General features: G+C 66.5%; 13 protein-coding genes and 2 tRNA genes. 2 read left to right on the top strand and 13 right to left on the bottom strand.

The annotated features are described in order from the left end of the window. Position 1 precedes the first annotated feature (1 nt). From AC50YA_RS11905 to AC50YA_RS11885, 5 genes are all read right to left on the bottom strand, one after another. Entirely contained in the window at positions 2 to 616 is a 615-nt protein-coding gene (locus AC50YA_RS11905) for a TetR/AcrR family transcriptional regulator (protein ID WP_494982589.1), read from the bottom strand. A 98-nt stretch (positions 617 to 714) separates the two neighbouring features. Then, positions 715 to 2751 carry a YhgE/Pip family protein gene (locus tag AC50YA_RS11900; RefSeq protein ID WP_494982481.1) on the bottom strand — a complete coding sequence of 679 codons (2037 nt, stop codon included), beginning with the start codon at positions 2749 to 2751 and terminating at the stop codon, positions 715 to 717. Further along, positions 2748 to 3455, bottom strand: a complete 708-nt coding sequence (locus AC50YA_RS11895) for an ABC transporter ATP-binding protein (protein ID WP_494982480.1) — start codon at positions 3453 to 3455, stop codon at positions 2748 to 2750. The genes AC50YA_RS11900 and AC50YA_RS11895 overlap by 4 nt, the downstream gene beginning before the upstream one ends. Positions 3456 to 3571: 116 nt before the next feature. Continuing rightward, the gene (locus AC50YA_RS11890; protein ID WP_494982479.1) at positions 3572 to 5095 is read right to left on the bottom strand and encodes a dihydrolipoyl dehydrogenase family protein; all 1524 of its coding nucleotides are present in this window, start codon (positions 5093 to 5095) and stop codon (positions 3572 to 3574) included. A 263-nt stretch (positions 5096 to 5358) separates the two neighbouring features. Next, a tRNA-Arg gene (locus AC50YA_RS11885) sits at positions 5359 to 5432 on the bottom strand. 275 nt (positions 5433 to 5707) lie between these two features. Between AC50YA_RS11885 and AC50YA_RS11880 the strand changes: the two genes are divergently transcribed. Continuing rightward, the gene (locus AC50YA_RS11880) at positions 5708 to 7534 is read left to right on the top strand and encodes a phosphoenolpyruvate carboxykinase (GTP) (RefSeq protein WP_494982478.1); all 1827 of its coding nucleotides are present in this window, start codon (positions 5708 to 5710) and stop codon (positions 7532 to 7534) included. Positions 7535 to 7775: 241 nt separating this feature from the next. Here the strand turns inward: AC50YA_RS11880 and AC50YA_RS11875 are convergent, their stop codons facing one another. From AC50YA_RS11875 to AC50YA_RS11860, 4 genes are all read right to left on the bottom strand, one after another. Further along, positions 7776 to 8936, bottom strand: a complete 1161-nt coding sequence (locus tag AC50YA_RS11875) for a globin domain-containing protein (RefSeq protein WP_494982477.1) — start codon at positions 8934 to 8936, stop codon at positions 7776 to 7778. Positions 8937 to 9077: 141 nt separating this feature from the next. Next, on the bottom strand, positions 9078 to 9527 hold the full coding sequence (locus tag AC50YA_RS11870) for an RrF2 family transcriptional regulator (protein WP_494982476.1): 450 nt from the start codon (positions 9525 to 9527) through the stop codon (positions 9078 to 9080). Positions 9528 to 9544: 17 nt separating this feature from the next. Beyond that, on the bottom strand, positions 9545 to 10054 hold the full coding sequence (locus AC50YA_RS11865) for a hypothetical protein (RefSeq protein WP_494982475.1): 510 nt from the start codon (positions 10052 to 10054) through the stop codon (positions 9545 to 9547). Further along, positions 10041 to 11459 (bottom strand): phosphomannomutase/phosphoglucomutase, encoded by a 1419-nt coding sequence (locus AC50YA_RS11860; protein ID WP_494982474.1) that lies wholly within the window; start codon positions 11457 to 11459, stop codon positions 10041 to 10043. Before AC50YA_RS11860 ends, AC50YA_RS11865 begins: the two co-directional genes overlap by 14 nt. 96 nt (positions 11460 to 11555) lie before the next feature. Here AC50YA_RS11860 and AC50YA_RS11855 point away from each other — a divergent pair, with 96 nt between their 5' ends. Further along, positions 11556 to 13736, top strand: coding sequence for a RecQ family ATP-dependent DNA helicase (locus tag AC50YA_RS11855; protein ID WP_494982473.1), 2181 nt, complete (start codon positions 11556 to 11558; stop codon positions 13734 to 13736). On the opposite strand, the gene AC50YA_RS11850 is transcribed toward AC50YA_RS11855, so the two are convergent. The 4 genes from AC50YA_RS11850 to AC50YA_RS11835 form a co-directional block, all read right to left on the bottom strand. Next, the gene (locus AC50YA_RS11850; protein ID WP_494982472.1) at positions 13660 to 15210 is read right to left on the bottom strand and encodes an MFS transporter; all 1551 of its coding nucleotides are present in this window, start codon (positions 15208 to 15210) and stop codon (positions 13660 to 13662) included. The two genes, AC50YA_RS11855 and AC50YA_RS11850, sit on opposite strands and share 77 nt — an antisense overlap. 228 nt (positions 15211 to 15438) lie before the next feature. Beyond that, a tRNA-Ser gene (locus tag AC50YA_RS11845) sits at positions 15439 to 15526 on the bottom strand. A gap of 150 nt (positions 15527 to 15676) precedes the next feature. Then, positions 15677 to 16087: a GNAT family N-acetyltransferase gene (locus AC50YA_RS11840; protein WP_494982471.1), complete on the bottom strand. Its 411-nt coding sequence runs from the start codon at positions 16085 to 16087 to the stop codon at positions 15677 to 15679. 301 nt (positions 16088 to 16388) lie between these two features. After that, positions 16389 to 18659, bottom strand: a complete 2271-nt coding sequence (locus AC50YA_RS11835; protein WP_494982470.1) for a prolyl oligopeptidase family serine peptidase — start codon at positions 18657 to 18659, stop codon at positions 16389 to 16391. Between the last annotated feature and the right edge of the window lie 65 nt (positions 18660 to 18724).

The raw sequence follows: 18724 nt of genomic DNA, 5'->3' as shown, positions 1-18724 counted from the left end.
GCTACTTCAGCACGTAGCCGCGCATGATTGCCATGATTGCTGCAACGCTTTGGTCACGGGTGCGTTCGGGGTTGTAGGTCTGCCGGTCAAGCCCCACCACAAAGCAGGCGCCAAAGATCGCTGTCTCCAGGCTGCCCCGCGAGACAGACCTGTCTACAGGATAGACAGCGGCCACGTCCTCTATGGCCGTACCGATGACGGCCAGGAGTTCAGACCGGAGCACAGCGAATGTGTCCCGCCATTCGCTGGGAGTCCGCCAGTTTTCGCTCACCCACAAACGGGCGAAGGATGGGTAGTCGGCCATAAAATCCATGGCCTGCCCGATCATTGCCTCCATGGCCACCAGGGGATCGGTCCCTGGCTGCCCGGCCTCGCTGAGCAGGCGCGCCTTCAGGATGTCCACGCCGTGCCGCAGCAGCTGCGCGATCAGATCCGATTTGCTGCCGAAGTTGTAGTAGACAGTGCCTTTGGAGACGCCCGCCGCCGCTGCGATCTCGTCCACCGTGACACCCGCTGCGCCCCGTTGGCCGATCAGCTCCATGGACGCGTCGAAGAGCTTCTGCCGGGTGGCATTGGTCCGGGCCGGGCGGAGTTTCTTCTCCGCCGGACCGTGCATGGCCGGGTCATGCCCAACAGGGTTATCCACGGCAGGATCATGCACTGCAGGGTCATGCCCAACAGGATCATGCGCGGCAGGTCCGGGCACGGGCTGGCTCATACCGCGATCTCCGGCTTGAGCGTTTTGAGGGTCCAGTACTTGTGCTCCCGGACCGCAAAGGTGGACATCGCCGCGCCCAGCAACGTGTAGCCGAGCAGCCCCAGGACGGTGGGCACGATCATGGACAGGTCCGCACCGTAGATGAGGTGCCGCATGCCCGTGACCACATAGCCCATGGGCAGGATCTCGTGGACCACGTGGAGCGGCTGCGGGGTGGTCTGCCAGGGGAACGTGCCGCCCGAGGACACCAGCTGAAGCACCAGCAGGATCAGCACCACCAGCTTGCCGGGTGACCCCAGCAGCGCCACGATGCCTTGGATGATGGCGCTGAATGCCATGGCCGCGGCAAGCATAAACAGCCACATCAGCACGGGATGCGCGGGGTTCAGGCCCAGCGCCAGATTCACCACGAGGGTCAGCAGGCTGGCCTGCACCACCGAGACGGCCAGGAACGGAAGCCAGCCGCCGACGGCGATTTTCCAGGCCGGGGCGTTCGACGCCAGGGCCCGTTGGGTGATGGGCCGCATCGCCTGGACCAGCATGAAGATACCGATCCAGAGGGCGAGCGTCAGGAAGAACGGTGCCAGCCCCGCGCCGTAGGAATCCGCTTTTGCCTGGGAGACATTGCTGACGGCAACCGGGTCAGCAATCACCTCTGAGAGGCTGCTCTTCTGCGAATCGTCGGGGTTGGGAACCTGTCCGGCTCCCTTGGCAATTTCGTCGGCCAGCGTCCGTGAGCCGTCAGCGGCGGTGCCGGCCCCCGCCTCAAGCTGCCCCGCGCCGGCGTCGAGCGTTTGCGCCCCTTCGACGAGGCGTCCGGCGCCGTCCAGCGCAGACTGCTCGCCGGTGGCCAGCGTGGCCGCCCCGGTATGGAGCTGGTCAGCGCCACCGGAGGCCTGGACAATGGCGTCCTTCAGCGCAGGGGTGGCCGTTGCCAGCTGGGCTGCGCCGACGCTCACAGCCTCGGAGCCGTCCGCCAGCTGCTGGATCTGGCCGGCGTCGGTCTGGATTCGGGCCTTCGCTGCGGCCACGGGGCTGGAGGCAGCCACAGCATCGAAGTCGGCCAGGATCTTGTCGGCCTGCACCTGGGTGATCGCTTCGGACGAGACCAGGCGGGCATTCGACTCGATCACGCGCGTCCGGAGCCCCTGGTCCGCGGCATCAAGCTGCGTGACGACGTCCTGGACCTTGGTGTTCAGCTGAGCGTTCCCCGCGGCCACCTGGGCCGCGCCGTTGGCCAGCGTCTGGGTGTCCGTGGGCAGGGTGGCGGTCTTGTCCTTCAGGACGGAGAGCCCGCTGCTGAGCTGCCCGGCGCCGTCGGTCAGCTGGTTGGCGCCGTCACGTAATTTCAGCTGCCCGTTGTAGAGCTCGCCCGCTCCTGCGCTGAGCTCGCTGGTGCCCGTATGCAGGGTGACGGTCCCGTCGCGGAGGGTGGCCACACCGTCCGCCAGCTGCCCGGCGCCGTCTGCGGCCTTGAGCATCTGGGCGTGGATGGTGCCGAAGCCGGTGAGCAGCTCGTTCGCCGTCTCTTCGCCCACTTCCTTGGCCACAGTTGTGTGCACCGCAGTGGTCAGCTTGTCCACAATGGTGCTCAGCAAGTAGTTGTTGGCATCGTTGGTGGTGACGTTCAGCATCGCCTGGCTGGCCGAATCGAAGCTGCCGGGTGAGACGAGGTTCGTGGAGAACTCTGCCGGGATCTTCAGCGCAAACGCGTACTTGCCGCTGCTGACCCCTGCATCGGCCTCGGCCGCCGTGGGGACCGACTGCCAGTTGAAGACGTTGCCCTCCACCAGGCCGTCCGCCACTTTCCTGCCCGCCTGGAGATCGGTGCCGTCGCTGGATGTGGCACCGGTATCTTCCACCACCAGGGCGGCTTCGATCTGGTTCAGGTTCCCGTAAGGATTCCAGTTGGCGTACAGGTAGACAGCCCCGTACAGGAGCGGCACCATGATCAGTGCCAGGATGGTCAGCTTCGGCAGCAACCCGCCGGTCATCCGCTTGAGTTCGGAACGGGCCAGCCGCAGCACGGTCACTTGGCATCCTCGGTTTCGAGTAAGAGAGCTTCTGTTTCTACGTCTGTCAGGTCAGGTTCATCAGGCGCTTCGTCGACGTCCGGGACGGCGTTGCCGATCACCGTGGCCGGCCCCGTCCACCCTGCCGGGAGGGCAGTCACGGTGACGACGACGGCGAGCGGCCGGCCGCCGTCGTACGCCAGCTCCTCAAGCCGGGGGAGCCAGTCCGCAGCGTGGGCACCGTGCCTGTCGGGGGAGTCCACCACCAGGAGGTCGGTGTGCGGGTTGGCGAGGGCGAGGGCCGTGAGCAGTTCAATGCGCCGGTCCGGCGCCAGCTGTTCCGTCCACAGGTCCGCGATGTCCTCGAAACTGTTGACTTTGAGCCAGGGTTTGCTGAGGAGCGCGCCCCGGTAGCGGCGGGGGATCAGCGCGAGGTCCTCGGTGACAAGGTCGCGGACGCTGAGGTGCTGCTCGGGTTCGTTCACGTTGGGGGAATCCACAAGGGCGCTCGCCAGCCGGAGGGATTTGGTGCGTTCGTTGGCGTCCCACGCGATCCGGCCGCCAGTGGGTTTCATGCGCCCGCTGATGGTCAGGGCCAGGGCTGTCCGCTGGTCCTGGCGTTCGGCGGTGACGAGGAGGAGCTCACCCCGGCCGACCCGCAGAGAGGTGGGCGGGAGCAAATCGTCGCGCCGGCCTTTCACAAGGAGCTGCTGTACGGAGAGCAAAAGTGGCCTTTCGACGGGGTATGTCCGCCTCCAGCCTAACTGAACTGACTGGTCAGTTCAAATAGCGCCGGTGGAGTGGGCCAGCGCGAACGGACACTTGCGGCCCCCTCCTTCTCCTACAAGCCGTACTTCTCCAGGAGCCGCAGCCACACCTCGCTGACGGTGGGAAACGACGGCACGGCATGCCACAGCCGCTCCAGCGGGACCTCGCCCACCACGGCGATGGTGGCGGCGTGCAGCAGCTCACCCACGTCCGGGCCGGCGAAAGTGGCGCCCAGCAGGACCCGGCGGTCCTCGTCCACCACCAGTTGTGCCCAGCCTTCGTAGTGTTCGGAGTGCAGGAACGAACCCGACACCTCGATGGGCAGCTCCACGGACGACACGTTGTAGCCGTCCTGCTTCGCCTGCTCCACCGTGCGCCCCACGGCGGCTAGCTCGGGATCGGTGAACACCACGCTGGGCACGGCGTGCTGGTTGGCGGTCTGGGCGTACCGGCTCCAGGCCGCCGGTGCACCGCTGAGCTCGCCCTTGGCGCGGGCGGCGATGGCGTCGCCCGTAGCGCGGGCCTCGTACTTGCCCTGGTGGGTGAAAAAGTTCCTGCCGGCGACGTCGCCAACGGCGTAGAGCCAGGGATCCTCGCCCTTCGAGCGCTTGTTGTCGTTCGCGTCCAGGGTGCCCGGGGCGCCCTGGAGGCTCTGAACGCCCTGGACTAGGCCAGTGGAGTCGGTGGTGAGTTTCAGAGCCTGCCCGTCCCGGGCCTCGAAGCCCAGGCTTTCCAGTCCAAGCCCTTCAAGAGCGGGATGCCGGCCGGTTGAAACGAGCACCTTGTCCGCAGTGACAGTGGTTCGGCCGCCCGGCGTCGGGTCCTGAAGCGTCAGGGTGAAGGTGCCGTCGTCGTTTTCCCGGACACTTTCGGTGGACGTGTTGAGGCGGACGGCCACGCCGTCCGCGCGCAGCCCCGCCGCCACAAGTTTGGTGGCCTCTGCAGGGAACGTGCCCAGCAGTCCGCCCCTCGCCACCAGCGTCACGTCCGAGCCCAGGCGCGCAAATGCCTGCGCCAACTCGGTGCCCGCTACGCCCCCGCCGATCACAGCCAGGCGCTCCGGCACCTCCTTGGCCGAGGTGGCCTCGCGGGTACCCCAGACCTGCAGATCCGCCAGCCCGTTGATGGGAGGTGCGGTTGGTGTGGAGCCGGTGGCCAGTACGACGGCGTGACGCGCCTTGAGCTCGTAAGTGTTGCCGTCCAGCCCGGCTACTTCAACAGTGCGCGGCGCGGTGATCCAGCCGTGGCCACGGATCAGCTCGATCCCTGTGTCCTCCAGCCATTTCACCTGGCTGTCGTCCTGCCAGTTGGCGGTGAAATAGTCCCTGCGCTTAAGGACCGCGGCTGCATCCAGTGTCAGGGTGACGGCTTCTACTGCGCCGGGCACAGACTGTGCGCCGTGCAGGGCTGTGCCTGGGCGGAGCAGGGCTTTGGACGGCATGCAGGCCCAGTAGGAGCATTCGCCGCCCACCAGTTCGGCTTCAATAAGAACAGCCGTCAGGCCGCCCTGGACCACGCGGTCGGCGACGTTTTCCCCCACGGCGCCGGCGCCGATCACAATGACATCGAATTCACGTTGCAGCGGCTCAGGCGTCATTCGTCCAGCCTACGCCCGCCTCCCTCGAGGCGGGGGCGCCGCCGTCGTCAATCAGGGGCGACAGAACTGCGTAACTTTTGACCGCGTAGGGCCGGCTCACCCGCGCGAATCCAAGGGCGGTGCGGGGGTTGGTACCAAAAGTGACGCATTTTCGTCGAGCAGCCCGAGGGTGTCCGTCCTGTTGCTGAGGTGGGCGGCAGGCAGGGGCATAGCGCTTAAAGTCAGAAAGCCCGCATCGGCGAACCGATACGGGCCTTTCTCTGTGCGCCCAGAGGGATTCGAACCCCCGGCCTTCTGTTCCGTAGACAGACGCTCTATCCAGCTGAGCTATGGGCGCATCTTGTGTTTCGCGGAGTTTCTTGCTCCCCGAACCTCGAATTACTTTACGCGAGGGGGGCCCGGAGTACCAAATCGAGGAGCATGTAATCTAGCTGACTAGACCGGTCTACGTGACCTTCGTCACTTAATTTCAGCCATTTATGCGCGTTTTCCTTGAATTTGCGCGGTTTTCGTCTCTAGCGCTCACGAACGTGCACGGTTGGCCCGGCTTGGGGCGCCTGGGTGGCCAATAGCATTTAGTCCACACCGATGAACCCGAGGAAGGGAACCGCAATGGGCGATCTGGCGCAGAAGCCGCTGCTTGAGAAAGCACCCACCACGCATGCTGCACTGCTGGCATGGGTCGAAGAGGTTGCGGAACTCACGCAGCCGGACCGCATCCACTGGGTTGACGGATCCGAAGAAGAGAACAGCCGCCTCACCGATGAACTCGTCGCAGCGGGCACGCTGACCCGGCTGAACCAGGAGACTTTCCCCAACTCTTTCGCTGCATTCTCCGATCCCGCGGATGTAGCCCGCGTCGAAGAGCAGACGTTTATCTGTTCCGAAAAGGAACGCGACGCCGGCTTCACCAACAACTGGATGGCCCCGGCCGAGATGAAGCAGAAGCTGCGCGGACTGTTCGCCGGCTCCATGCGCGGCCGCACCATGTACGTGATCCCGTTCGTCATGGGCCACCTGGATGCCGAAGATCCCAAGTTCGGCGTCGAGATCACCGACAGCGCCTACGTTGTTGCCTCGATGCGCATTATGGCCCGCATCGGCACTGACGTGCTTAACCGCATCACCGAGACCAACGCCTTCTTCGTCCCGGCCCTGCACTCCCTGGGTGCACCTCTCGAAGCGGGCCAGGCGGACGTTCCGTGGCCGTGCAACCCGGACAAGTGGATCGTGCACTTCCCCGAGGAACGCTCCATCTGGTCCTACGGCTCCGGCTACGGCGGCAACGCCCTGCTGGGCAAGAAGTGCTACGCGCTGCGTATCGCCTCCGTCATGGCCCGCGACGAAGGCTGGCTGGCCGAGCACATGCTCATCCTGAAGCTGACCTCGCCCGAGCAGAAGACGTACTACGTCTCGGCTGCCTTCCCCTCCGCCTGCGGCAAGACCAACCTTGCGCTGCTCGATCCCACCATCGAGGGCTGGAAGGTGGAAACGCTCGGTGACGACATCACCTGGATGCGTTTCGGCAAGGAAGGCGAGCTCCGCGCCGTCAACCCCGAGGCCGGCCTCTTCGGCGTGGCTCCGGGCACCGGCTGGGGCACCAACCCCAACGCGATGCGCGCCATCGCCAAGGGCAACAGCGTCTTCACTAACGTCGCACTGACCGACGACGGCGGCGTGTGGTGGGAGGGCATGACCGAGGAAGTGCCCGCGCACCTGACCGATTGGCAGGGCAACTCCTGGACCCCGGACTCGGACAAGCCCGCAGCCCACCCGAACTCGCGCTTCTGCACCCCCATCGATCAGATCGACATGCTGGCCGAGGAGTACAACAGCCCCGACGGTGTGGAGCTTTCCGCGATCCTGTTCGGCGGCCGACGCAAGACCACCATTCCGCTGGTCACCGAGGCCCGCAGCTGGTCCAATGGCATCTTCATGGGCTCCACGCTGTCCTCCGAGACCACCGCCGCGGCAGCCGGAGCAGTAGGCGTTGTGCGCCGCGACCCCATGGCCATGCTGCCCTTCATCGGCTACGACGCCGGTGACTACCTCAACCACTGGGTGAACCTGTCGGCCAAGGGCAATCCGGAGCGCCTGCCCAAGATCTTCCTGGTCAACTGGTTCCGGCGCACGGCCGAGGGTGGCTTCGCCTGGCCCGGCTTCGGCGACAACGCCCGCGTCCTCAAGTGGGCCATCGAGCGCCTGGAGGGCAAGGCGGACGCCGTCGAGACGCCGATCGGTTTTGTTCCCACCGGCGAATCCATCGACCTCAAGGGCCTGGACATGACCCCCGCCCAGGTCGAGGAAGCTGTCCGCGTTGACCCGGCCGAGTGGGCCACCGAGCTCGCATCCATCGAGGAGTGGTTCGCCAACTTCGGCGATTCCCTCCCCGAGGCACTGCAGTCCGAGCTTGCCGGCCTGAAGTCCCGCCTGGGCTGAATCCCCACCGTCTCCCTCGCGTCGCTCCGCTCAGCCAGGGAACCCTCCCCGCTGCCTCCCCAATCTCGCAAGCTCGATTGGGGCCCCTCGGCAGCGTGGGCCCAGACGGAGGCCCCGCTTACGACGGCGGCCCCGCACCTTTTGCAAGAAAGGTGCGGGGCCGCCGTCGTTGTCTCATCGACTGCTCCGCAACTGCCCTTTTGAGGTGTCAGAAGGGCGGTGGGGACAATCGATGAATGTTTTAGCTGGCCAGCCAGATGTCCGGACCGAAGACCTCGTAGTGGATCTTCGTGGCCGGGATGCCGGCGTTGATGGCCTCGTTGCGGATGTGCTTCATGAACGGCAGCGGTCCGCAGAGGTACAACGACGCGTTGGCCGGCAGGTCGACTTCACTCAGTGACATAAAGCCGGCGTTGGAACCGGCCTGCGGTTCTTCCAGCCAGAGCTGGAGGTCGGCCCCCTTGAGGCGTTCGACGTCGTCCGTCATTTGGGAGCGCAGCGCCCAGGACTCCAGATCGCTTTCCGCGTGCAGCACCAGGACCTTGCGGTCCGAACCAGCGTCCGCGAGGGAGCGCAGGATGGACGCGGTCGGCGTGCAGCCAATGCCGGCGGAGGCCAGGACCACCGGGCCCTCGCCTTCCTTGAGCGTGATCTCGCCGTAGGGGTTGGAGATCTCGAGGATGTCGCCCACCTGGACGGTGTCGTGCAGGACGGGGGAGACTTCGCCGCCGTCGTCCTTCTTGGTAGTGAAGCTGCGGCTCGTGCCGGCGTCGCCGGAGAGCGAATACTGGCGGACCTGGCGCAGCCCGTCCGGGAGGGTGACCTTGACGCTGACGTACTGGCCGGGCAGGGCGGGCGTGATGGGGGTGTCGTCAGCCGGTTCCAGGGTGAAGGTTATCGAGCCGGTGCCGGCGGGGGTCTTGGCGGCGACCTTCCAGGGGCTCCACATCGTGCCGTTGGCCTGTGCTGCGTAGAGGCCCTTTTCGAGCTTGATGAGTGCGTCGGCCATTAGCCAGTACACCTCGGTCCAGGCTTCGGCGATCTCCGGTGTGATGACCTCGGCCAAGTCCTCCGCGATGGCCGCGAAGAGGTGCTCGTAGACCACCTGGTACTGGGGCTCGGTGATGCCGAGCGACGCGTGCCGGTGGGCGATGCGGGAAAGCACGGTTTCGGGGAGGGTGCCCGGGTTGTTGACCAGGTGCGTGGCGAAAGCGGCGATGCTTCCGGCCAGCGCCTGCTGCTGGCTGCCCGAGCGCTGGTTGGAGCGGCTGAAGAGTCCGTCCAGCAATTCAGGGTGGGCGGCGAACAGCCGTGCATAGAACTTGGGAGTGATGGCGCCGATCCTGGAACCGACGAGCGGCAGGGTGGCCTCAATGACGGGGCGGGATTTGTCCGAGAGCATGTGTACTCCTGCGATAGGGGACCGGGTTTTCGTCCGGTCAATATGAATACTTACATTTGAAATGCGTATATTCGTACCCCAAGTTCTACACCTCGTAGAAGTTGGAATCAAATCGGTGGGGGATGTGGGCGCGGCGCCGGGCTACAGGCCGGGGCGCAGGCCGATCATCTGGAAGACGGGTGTCATCTGCCGCGATCCTGGAAGTTCGGCCACAACCACGGCATCAAGTTCCCGGTAAAACGCCTCACGGGCGCGGGCCAGCGCGGCGCGAAGCCTGCATTCATGGATCAGCGGGCAGTCGCCGCCCGGAGCGACACAGTCGGCGGCGTCCGGCCGGGTGTCCAGGGCCCGCAGGACCTGGCCCACCGTTGCCCGGCGGCCAGCGGAACTGAGCCGGGATCCGCCCGACCTGCCGCGCTCCACCTCGATCAGGCCCAGGCTGCGCAGCCTGGCCATCGCCTTGCTGACGTGGTTGTACGGTGTGCCCACGGCATCGGCGATGTTCTGCGTGGTCAGGAGGGTCGCCCCGGGCGCGGCGGCCAGAACCATCAGAGCCCGGAGGCTGACGTCTGCGAAAGCGTTGATTTTCATGGCAACCGGGGTGCGGTCTAGTCCACCCAGACGGTGGGTTCGCTGGTGTCAGCGGCGAGCTGGCCAAACTCCCGTTCGTGGGTCCCGGTGTTGGCGGCGTAAGGGAGGACCGCGGCGAAAACGGATCCGTCGCGGTGTTCAGCAGCTACATGGATGGCATCTGTTTCTTCCTCGACCAAGAGGATGTCGCAGACAATTGCGGCTGCGCGGAAATCAGCACGGTTCTGCCGGAGCAGTTCGGTGAGGTCGCTGATCATCGTGTCCGCGTCGAAGTCACCGTCGGAGCCGTCCTGGGCATCAGCCGGTGTGACGGCCACGAGGCGGACTTCGCCGTCGTTCTCCACCACCAGTGCGAACGGCAGGAAGCCGCCGTTTCGCTCGAGCTGTTCCTGGGCTGCGCCGACGCCCGTGCCCAGCAGGTTTTCCAGGTCCGTGGCTGAGGCTTCCGGAACGGAATCCCGCCAAGAGGCCACCGCAGCCGGGCCGTCCGTGGCTTCGTGGGCCAGATCCGGCTTAGCGCCGGACATTGGACAATACGCGGTCGCGGACGCTTTCCATCATGGCCCGGTCCGTTGCTTCCACGTTCAGCCGGAGGAAAGGCTCCGTGTTGGACGGGCGCAGGTTGAACCAGAAGCTGCCGTCATTTGCCGTGAACGTGCTGCCATCCATGGTGTCCACGGTGATGTCCTCGGCGGCGAAGTCGGTGCGGACGCGCTCCACGGCTCCGGCCTTGTCCTCGATCTCGGAGTTGATCTCGCCAGAGGAGACATAGGGCTCGTACTCGCGGCCGAGCTCGGACAGCGGTCCGTCCTGCTCGCCGAGGGCAGCGAGCACGTGCATTGCTGCGAGCATCCCGGTGTCCGCGTTCCAGAAGTCACGGAAGTAGAAGTGGGCTGAGTGCTCCCCGCCGAACACGGCACCTTCCTCGGCCATGACTGCCTTGATGAACGAGTGGCCCACGCGCGTGCGGACGGCGCGGCCGCCGTCGTGCTCTACCAGTTCCGGCACTGCACGGGAGGTGAGCAGATTGTGGATGACGGTGGGCGTTGCCTCGCCCTGCGCCTGGGCGCGGGCGATTTCGCGGCGTGCCACCATGCCGGTGATGGCCGACGGCGACACGGGCTCGCCCTTTTCGTCGATGACGAAGCAGCGGTCGGCGTCGCCGTCGAAGGCCAGGCCGATATCGGCGCCGTGCTCAATGACGGCGGCCTGCAGGTCGCGGAGGTTCTCCGGCTCGAGGGGGTTGGCCGGGTGGTTCGGGAAGGAGCCGTCCAGCTCGAAGTAGAGGGGGATGATCTTGAACGGCAGCTTGGGCAGGAGTGCGTTGCCCAGCACCGCCGGCGTGGTGAGGCCGGCCATGCCGTTGCCTGCGTCCACAACTACCTTGAGCGGCCGGGATCCGGAGAGGTCCACCAGCTGGCGGAGGTACTCGGAGTAGTCCTTGAGGACGTCGTGGACGCCGATCAGGCCGCGGGCGGGTGCCGCCGGGATGGAGCCTTCGTTGAGGTACTGCTCGGCGAGGGCCTGGATCTCTTTGAGGCCTGATTCGGAGGAGATGGGCTGCGCGCCGGCCTTCGACATCTTGATGCCGTTGTATTCGGCAGGGTTGTGGCTGGCGGTGAACGTGGCGCCGGCGGCGTTGAGGGAGCCGCAGGCGAAGTAGAGCTCGTCGGTCGAGATCAGGTCAAGGAGCTTGACGTCGGCGCCGCGGGTGGCTGCACCGTCGGCGAAAGCCTTGGCGAACTCGGGGGAGGAGGGACGCATGTCGCCGCCTACCAGGATCGTCTGGCCTTCCAGTTCCAGGACATCAACGAACGCGGCGCCCACGGCTTCGACGATTTCAGCGGTGATGGATTCGCCCACGATGCCCCGGACGTCGTAGGCCTTGAAGGATGCCGAGAGGTCAAAAGTTTTTGTCTGTTCGCTAGTCACGGGTCTTATCTTACGTGGACCCGCGGACCTTCCCGGTTGTCCACATACGGAGGTCCCGGCTTTATGGGTGTCGGTGCGGGCTGGGATACTGAATCAATGGTCGATACCCAGAACGCCGCCCTTCTTTCCGCTTCCCCTGACTCACTGTCTGCCACAAAAACCCAGGCCTTGGAGGTTCTCCGCGAACTTGTGGGGCATCCGGCGGCGGATTTCCACGACGGACAGTTTGAGGCGATTGAAGCGCTGGTCGACGGCGGCCGGCGGGCTTTGGTGGTGCAGCGCACCGGTTGGGGAAAATCGGCCGTGTACTTTGTGGCGTCGCTGCTCCTCCGGCGCCGCGGGGCCGGCCCTACCCTGATCGTTTCTCCGCTGCTCGCCCTGATGCGGGATCAGGTGGCTGCCGCCGCCCGCGCCGGAGTGCGTGCAGTGGCCATCAACTCCGCGAACCAGCTGGAATGGGACACTGTCCGGGAACAGCTCGCCGCCGATGAAGTCGACGTGCTGCTGGTTTCGCCGGAACGGCTGACCAACCCGTCTTTCCGTGAAAACCAGCTGCCGGAGCTCATCCGGCGGACAGGCCTGCTGGTTATTGACGAGGCACACTGTATTTCGGACTGGGGCCACGACTTCCGGCCGGACTACCGCCGGATCGCTGACCTGATCACCCAGCTGCCGGAGTCCGTGCCTGTCCTGGCCACCACTGCCACAGCCAACTCGCGCGTGGTCCACGACATCGAGGAACAGCTGGGCGCGGGCGTCCTCACCATCCGCGGAACTCTTGGCCGTGATTCCCTGCGGCTGGGCGTCCTCACACTCCCGAATTCCCGCGAACGGCTGGGCTGGCTCCTGACGCACCTGGCCGATCTGCCCGGCAGCGGCATCATCTACACGCTGACAGTCTCCGCCGCGGAGGACACCGCCCGGCTTCTCGCCGAAGCCGGGCACACCGTGCAGGCCTACACCGGCAGGACCGATCCCGCGGACCGGGAGCGCGCAGAGCAGATGCTCAAAGACAACCAGGTCAAGGCGCTGGTAGCCACCTCGGCGCTGGGCATGGGCTTTGACAAACCGGACCTTGGCTTCGTCGTCCATCTGGGGGCGCCGTCCTCCCCTGTGGCGTACTACCAGCAGGTGGGCCGTGCGGGCCGTGGCGCGGCGAACGCAGACGTCCTGTTGCTGCCGGGTTCTGAAGACCGGGATATCTGGCAGTACTTCGCCACCGCTTCCATGCCATCGGAGGAGAAAGCCACAGCGGTGCTGACGGCGTTGGGTGAGGCCGGCACTGCCGTGTCAACGGTTGCGTTGGAGGCCCGGGTTGATCTCCGCCGCACTCCGCTGGAGCTGCTGCTGAAGGTCCTTGCCGTGGACGGCGCCGTCGAGCGGGTCGGCGGCGGGTGGCGTTCCACCGGCCAGCCCTGGATCTACGACGCCGAGCGCTACCGCCGGATCGCCGAGGCCAGGGTGGACGAGCAGGACTCCATGGTGATCTACCAGGACACCGCCGGGTGCCGGATGGAATACATCACCTCGGTCCTCGACGACGAGACGGCGCACCCCTGCGGGCGGTGCGACAACTGCGCAGGCCGCTGGTTCCGCGCGGACATAGCCGCGGATGCCACGGCAGCGGCGGGCCAGACTCTCACCCGCGCCGGCGGTGTCCTGGAGGCACGGCTGCAGTGGCCCAGCGGCATGGACCGCCTTGGTGTTCCGGTTAAGGGCAAGATCAAGCCGGACGAAGGGTTGGCGGACGGCCGCGTGCTGGCAAGGCTCACTGATCTTGGCTGGGGCGGGGCGCTGCGGGAACTCTTCGCGGCCGGCGCCGCGGACCGTCCGGTGGATCCTGCCATGCTGCAGGCCTGTGTCCAGGTCCTGCGGGAATGGGCCACCGGTGACGGCCGGAACCCGGGCTGGAGCGGTGCGGGACGGCCGGCCGCGATCGTCAGCATGCCCTCCCGCAGCAAGCCCGAGCTGGTCCGGTCCCTTGCCCAGGGAATTTCGGAAATCGGCCGGATCCCTTACCTGGGCGAGCTGGCCCTGGGCCACGGCGGCCCCACTGGAAGCCGCGGCGGCAACAGCGCGTACCGGCTGGCGGGCGTCTGGGACCGTGTGGTGGTGGGGCCGGAGTTGGACGCTGCCATGGCATCACTGCGTGGCCAGGGCGTGATGCTGATCGACGACCTCGTGGACAGCCGGTGGACCGTTACCGTGGCTGGACGTGCCCTGCGCCAGGCGGGGGCGGGGGCTGTTCTTCCGCTCGTGCTTGCCCAGGCCGGCTGACCTCGGCGCTGGATTGGCTGAGTTTCCGATCGCCGGATTGATTGAGTCCGGGACTGCCAGGCCTGCTGACCACTGCACCGGCATGCCGGTGCAGTGACAGACTGTCCGCCGTACTGAAGAGCATCAGGACGGCCATGGTGAGGAAGGCTCCGCGGAAGGGTCCGGCGTGATCGGCGGGGAAGGCCGCCACGCCGTCGAAAATGCGGATCAGCAGGGCGCCAACGGCGATGCCGGCGCCTGCGGCGAGCTGCACCAGGGTCGCTGACACGGAATTGGCCGACGTCAGCTGGGCGGGCGCGATGTCCGCGTACTGCACCGACGCGTAGGCGGAGAAGCCGATGGAGCGGAAAGCCCCGCTGCAGACCAGCAAGGCGAAGATCAGGGCCTGCGGCGTGTCCGGAGTGAGCAGGGCGCACAGGGCGAAGGTCACCGCCGAGGCCAACGAGCCGAAGACCAGCATGGCCCGGAAACCAAAACGCCGGATTAGGGGCGTGGTGGCCGGCTTGATGCCAATGTTGCCGATGAACACGGCAGCCACCATGATTCCTGCGTGCAGCGGTGACCAGCCGAAGCCGGTCTGGAACATAAGCGGCAGGAGGAACGGCACCGAAGAAATGGTCAGGCGGTAGACAAAGCCGCCGGTGGCCATGGCCCGGAAAGTCCGGGTGGAAAAAACACTGAGGTCGAACAGCGGGTTTTTGGCCCGCCTCATCCACAACACGGCGGCCGCGAGGGCGCATACCCCTGCAGCGGCGCTCAGTGCAGCCCATGGACCGTCGGGGTGTGCGGTGGCCAGTTCCAGGCCAACCACCAGGGCACCCACGCCGGTTGTCGTGAGGAGCAGGCCCAGCCAGTCCAGCCGGCGAGTGCTGTCTCCGGCACCGGCTGGAACCAGGCTGAGCGCGGCGATGAAGGCGGCCGCGCCCAATGGCAGGTTGATGAGGAAGATCCAGTGCCACGACAGGTAGGTGGTCAAGGCGCCGCCCACCAGCGGCGCCAGTACGGGCGCCAGCAGCGCGGGCCACACCAGGAAGGCCGTGGCGCGCAGGAGCTCCGATTTGGGTGTGCCGCGCAGCACCAGGAGGGTGCCCACCGGAACCATCATGGCCCCACCAGCGCCCTGCAGGATCCGGCTCAGCGTCAGCACGGTCAGGTCGGGGCTGACGGCGCAGGCCAATGAGGCGAGCGTAAAGAGGGCAATTGCGACGCAGAATATTTTGCGCGCCCCCACGCGTTCAGCAAGCCAGCCGCTGAGCGGGATGCCCATGGCCACGGTCATGAGGTAAGCCGTCATGGTGATGTTTACGTCAGCGGCCGGAACGCCAAAGTCGCTGGCGATGTTGGGGATCGCGGTGGTGAGGATGGTGCCGTCCAGGAACTCCATAAAGAACGTGGCAGCCACCAGTAGCGCCAGGCGGGGATTCCACGCCTGGCTTGTGCTGGTTTCCGCGCCCGGGGAATTGCTTGCTGCCATTCCACCATCCTGCCACCGCCGCCCCGGGTGAAGCCTCGTGCGTCCGTTCCCCGGACGGCCTGCCCAGCCCATGCGCCCACACACCCCGGCTCCCGCCCATGTAGGTAGCAGTAACTGTCGTTATGAGCGCTCATAACGACAGTTACTGCTACCTAGTTTTGGGCTGGTGGCGCAAAGGAACCTGCCCAGGGAACGCAAAAGGCCCCGGTCCAGGACCGGGGCCAAACGCGGAGACGGGGGGATTTGAACCCCCGGTGGAGTTGTGCCCCACACTTCATTAGCAGTGAAGCCCATTCGGCCGCTCTGGCACGTCTCCAATGGCTATTACTAGCCCACCAAGGATACGCAGAACGGGGCACGCAGTGCAAAACGGCCAGCGACCGCCTGGCTCAGCCCCAGCACACAACCTCCGGGGCGCCGTGCGACCGGCGGAAATACCGGCGCAAATACCTGCGCCGGGAGCGGATCAAGAGGAGCGGATCATCCTGATTTCGTGAAGGTCTTCCCACTCGGCCATGCGGTCCTCGGCCCCGTCAGGAGCGAATCCCAGCCGTTCGTAGAATCCGATGGCCTTGGCATTGCCCGCGGCCACCCAGAGACTGGCGGGCCCTGCACCGACTGAAGCCTCAAGCAGCCTCCGTCCCAGACCGAGGCCCTGATGGGCCCTCAGCAGATAGAGCCCCCACAGCTCCAGGCTCCCTGAAGCGGGCAAGTCCTGATCAAGGTCCCCTTGCGGCACTGCGCGGGTTGCGGAGAACCCCACCACTGAGCCGTCCACGCACGCAACCCACGCCGCAGGCTCGGGGGCAAGCAGCAGCCGACACCACGTCGCCAGCCGGTCGGCCGGTTTCAGGGCAGCCAGGAATGCGTCCGACATTAAGCCACGGTAGGTCTGCTGCCAGCACCGGGTGTGGACCTCGGCCAGTGGGGACGGCATCGGCCGGCGTGGCCCGCCGGCCGCCCACGCCGGCCGCTACGCTCATCCGCCGGCCAGCGTCCGCCACAGGAAATGCTGGCTGCGTGCCTGCAGCGCGGCGGCCTGCCGGCCGCCCACGCCGGCCTGCCGGCCGCCCACGCCGGCCGCTACGCTCATCCGCCGGCCAGCGTCCGCCACAGGAAATGCTGGCTGCGTGCCTGCAGCGCGGCGGCCTGCCGGACGTCCACGCCGGCCGCTACGCTCATCCGCCGGCCAGCGTCCGCCACAGGAAATGCTGGCTGCGTGCCTGCAGCGCGGCGGCCTGCCGGTTGTCCGAAGCCCCGGCGTGGCCGCCTTCCAGCGCCTCGTGGAACCAGACATTCGGGATGCCCATTGCCTGCATCCGGGCAGCCATCTTGCGGGCCTGGACCGGCCCCACCCTGTCATCCGACGTGGCCGTCCAGATGAATGTTTCGGGGTACTCCACGCCGTCCTTGAGCAGGTGGTACGGCGAGAAGGTCTTGATGTACTCCCATTCCGCCGCCACGTTCGGGTCGCCGTATTCCGCGATCCAGGAGTGCCCGGCGGAGAGCTTGGTGTAGCGCCGCATGTCCAGCAGCGGAACGCCGCAGGAGACAGCTCCGAAAAGTTCCGGGTAGCGCGTGAGCATGTTGCCCACCAGCAGCCCGCCGTTGGACCCGCCCACGCAGCCAAGCCGCTCCCGGGAGGTGACACCACGGTGGACGAGGTGCTGCGCCACGGCGGCAAAGTCCTCGAAGGCGCGGTGCCGGTTTTCCTTGAGCGCGGCCCGGTGCCATGACGGCCCGTATTCGCCGCCGCCTCGGATGTTGGCCACCACGTAGACACCGCCGCGGGAATGCGCTGCCTCGCCAGGTCCGCCGGAGGTGGCGGTCCTGCGTTCCAGCCAAGCCCTGCCGACGGTTCCGCTGTACGCAGGGGTCCGGGAAACTTCAAAGCCGCCGTAGCCGGAGAGTTGCGTGGGGTTCTGCCCGTCCAGGACCAGGTCCCGCGAGGCCACCTGGAAATAAGGGATCCGGGTGCCGTCCGCGGACACGGCGAAGTGCTGCTGCACCTCGTACTGGTCGTCATCAAAGAACGACGGCGACGCCTTCACTTCCGCATGATGGCTCACCACGCCAGCGGTCGCCACTCCATCGCTCACCACGCCAGGCGCCCCCTCATCACTGCTCCCGGAAGCAACGCGCTCCAGTGTTCCGCGCATCAGTGTGCTGGGGGTGGTGAAACCGGTGGCGACCAGCCAGAAGTCGTCGCCCGCACCGCCGTCGGCCGGTCCGTCGTCCTCATCGTCCACCGCGTAGGCGTTGACGTCGTGCAGCGGCGGGCAGGCGTCGAGCAGCGAGGAAGCCCAGGCGCCCCGGTCGGCCGCGCCGCCGTCGGCCGCTGCCCCCGGCGCGGAGGGATCCAGCACCCGGATTTCGGACGAGACGTCCCGCAGCAGGTTCAACAGCAGGAAATTCCGGGTCCAGCTCCACGACTGCAGCGACGTGTGCGCATCAGGGGCAAAAAGCACCAAGAGATCCCGCGACCCTGCAAGGTAGTCCTCGAACGTCGCGGCGAGCAGCGAACCGGCGGGATATGTCGTCCCGTCCAGGGACCAGTCCTGCTGGGGCCGGAACAGGAGCCACTCGCGGTGCGCGCTGAGGTTCACGTCTGTCGGCGCGTCGATCTCGAGCCAGGCGTCGTCCCAGCGGATAAACGTGCTGCGGTTGTAGAAATCGATGTAGTCCACAGCGAACGTGCGCTCGAAGCCGGGAGTGGAATCGTGCGCCACCACGGCCATCATGTGGTCTTCGGGGACCTCGAACAAGCGCGGTGCAGCACCAAGGGTTTGGCCGCGCCGCAGGGTGACGGCCGTCCGGGCGTAGGAGGAGGCGGTCCGCGGCAGGGTTCCGGCCGTGGAGGCGACCAGCAGCGTGTCTGCGTCCAGCCACGAGACGTTCCCCTTCGCCGTCGGCAGGTCGAAACCGCCGTTGGCGGGGTCAACAAAGGTCCGGGTCGCCACGTTGAACTCGCGGTAGCGGTTGGCGTCGCCGCCGTCGGGGGAGAGCGCCAGCAGGGCCAGGCGGTACGGTTCGCCATCGGCAGGGCGCAGGAACGTGGCACCGTGGAACACCCACTCCTCACCTTCGGCGGCGGCGAGGGCATCCACATCCAGCAGGACGTCCCAGTCGGGGGAGTCCGTCAGGTAGCTTTCCCAGGTGGTGCGGCGCCACAGCCCCTTAGGGTTCGCCTGGTCCTTCCAAAAGTTGTAGTACCACTCGCCGCGCTTGCCCACCATGGCGATTCGGTCCGTGGAGTCCAGCACCTCCAGGATGCTTCCTTCCAGGCCCGCGTAGTCGGCGTCCTCCAGGAGGTCCTCGGTGCGCGCGTTCTGCTCCCGGACCCAGGCAAGCGGGGCCTCGCCGTAAATTTCCTCCAGCCAGACGTTCTCATCAGTGGGTTCGGGGGCGGACGATGGACCGGGCGCTTGATCAGCTGCAGTGGTGGTCATGCGCCCCATCCAAACAACATTTTCGCGCCGCAGGCAAGTCAAGTGCCCGGGGCGCATGCCGATAC

It is taken from the genome of Pseudarthrobacter sp. RHLT3-21, from assembly GCF_059383495.1.
This window is presented reverse-complemented; position numbering and strand designations above follow the sequence as displayed.

Bases quoted from the DNA above. Each gene is read 5' to 3' on its own strand.
- AC50YA_RS11905 (WP_494982589.1), bottom strand. From the start codon at position 616: ATGCACGGTCCGGCGGAGAAGAAACTCCGCCCGGCCCGGACCAATGCC.
- AC50YA_RS11890 (WP_494982479.1), bottom strand. From the start codon at position 5,095: ATGACGCCTGAGCCGCTGCAACGTGAATTCGATGTCATTGTGATCGGC.
- AC50YA_RS11880 (WP_494982478.1), top strand. From the start codon at position 5,708: ATGGGCGATCTGGCGCAGAAGCCGCTGCTTGAGAAAGCACCCACCACG.
- AC50YA_RS11875 (WP_494982477.1), bottom strand. From the start codon at position 8,936: ATGCTCTCGGACAAATCCCGCCCCGTCATTGAGGCCACCCTGCCGCTC.
- AC50YA_RS11870 (WP_494982476.1), bottom strand. From the start codon at position 9,527: ATGAAAATCAACGCTTTCGCAGACGTCAGCCTCCGGGCTCTGATGGTT.
- AC50YA_RS11865 (WP_494982475.1), bottom strand. From the start codon at position 10,054: ATGTCCGGCGCTAAGCCGGATCTGGCCCACGAAGCCACGGACGGCCCG.
- AC50YA_RS11855 (WP_494982473.1), top strand. From the start codon at position 11,556: ATGGTCGATACCCAGAACGCCGCCCTTCTTTCCGCTTCCCCTGACTCA.
- AC50YA_RS11850 (WP_494982472.1), bottom strand. From the start codon at position 15,210: ATGGCAGCAAGCAATTCCCCGGGCGCGGAAACCAGCACAAGCCAGGCG.
- AC50YA_RS11840 (WP_494982471.1), bottom strand. From the start codon at position 16,087: ATGTCGGACGCATTCCTGGCTGCCCTGAAACCGGCCGACCGGCTGGCG.
- AC50YA_RS11835 (WP_494982470.1), bottom strand. From the start codon at position 18,659: ATGACCACCACTGCAGCTGATCAAGCGCCCGGTCCATCGTCCGCCCCC.